Annotated in this window: 1 protein-coding gene; it reads left to right on the top strand. The window is 37.4% G+C overall.

Going from position 1 to position 951, the window contains the following annotated elements; all coding sequences use genetic code 11:
• Nucleotides 1-40: 40 nt before the first annotated feature.
• The coding region (gene ltrA / locus ACJ5GX_RS04985; protein ID WP_495292766.1) for a group II intron reverse transcriptase/maturase at nucleotides 41-951 on the top strand (911 nt) is incomplete at its 3' end.

Below are 951 nucleotides of genomic sequence, written 5' to 3'. Positions count from 1 at the left end.
TTTACAACATCTTCTCACACGCTCTTTTAGCGGAAAAGCTTTGGCTGTTAAGAGAGTAACTGAAAACCAAGGAAAAACCACAGCAGGTGTAGATCGTCAACTATGGTCAACTTGCAATGCTAAATTTCAAGGAATAAAGCTGTTAAAACAAAGAGGATATAAACCTTCTCCGCTCAAACGAATTTATATCAGTAAATCTAATGGCAAAAGAAGGCCTCTCGGTATACCCACGATAAAAGATAGAGCGATGCAAGCATTATATCTGTTTGCTCTGGAACCGATAGCTGAAACGATCAGTGATCGTCACTCCTATGGCTTTAGACCTAAAAGATCCTGCGCGGATGCTATTGCTGCTTGTCACTTATTACTGGCAAGACGCAATCGACCACAATGGATACTAGAAGGTGATATCAAAGGGTGCTTTGACAACATTAACCATGAATGGCTTATGAAGCATATTCCTATGGAAAAGAAAATTCTTCATAGATGGTTAAAAGCTGGTTTCCTAGAATCGAAAACTCTGTATCCCACAACTGCTGGCACTCCGCAAGGAAGTATAATTTCTCCAATACTAGCTAACTTTACCTTAGATGGTCTTGAACAGTTATTAGAAAGTCGCTTTGGTAAATTAGGTAGCAAAAGAAGAGGAAAAATCAGAAGTGGAGTGAATGTAATCAGGTACGCAGACGACTTTATTATTTCAGGTTTCACACATGAAGTACTGGAAAAGGAAGTTAAGCCTTTAGTATCATCTTTTCTTCATGAGCGAGGTTTAATTCTGTCAGAAGAGAAGACAAAGATTACATCTATTACAACAGGGTTTGACTTTCTTGGTTGTAATGTACGTAGATATAATAAGAAGTTAATTATTAAACCTTCGAAAGAAAGTATTAAAAGACTTCTTAATAAAGCACGTACATTGATAAAAGCAAATATAGCGAACACTCAGGC

The sequence above is a fragment of the Wolbachia endosymbiont of Tuta absoluta genome (genome assembly GCF_059414725.1).
The sequence above is the reverse complement of the archived record's forward strand: the minus strand, read 5'-3'. Positions and strand labels throughout refer to the sequence as shown.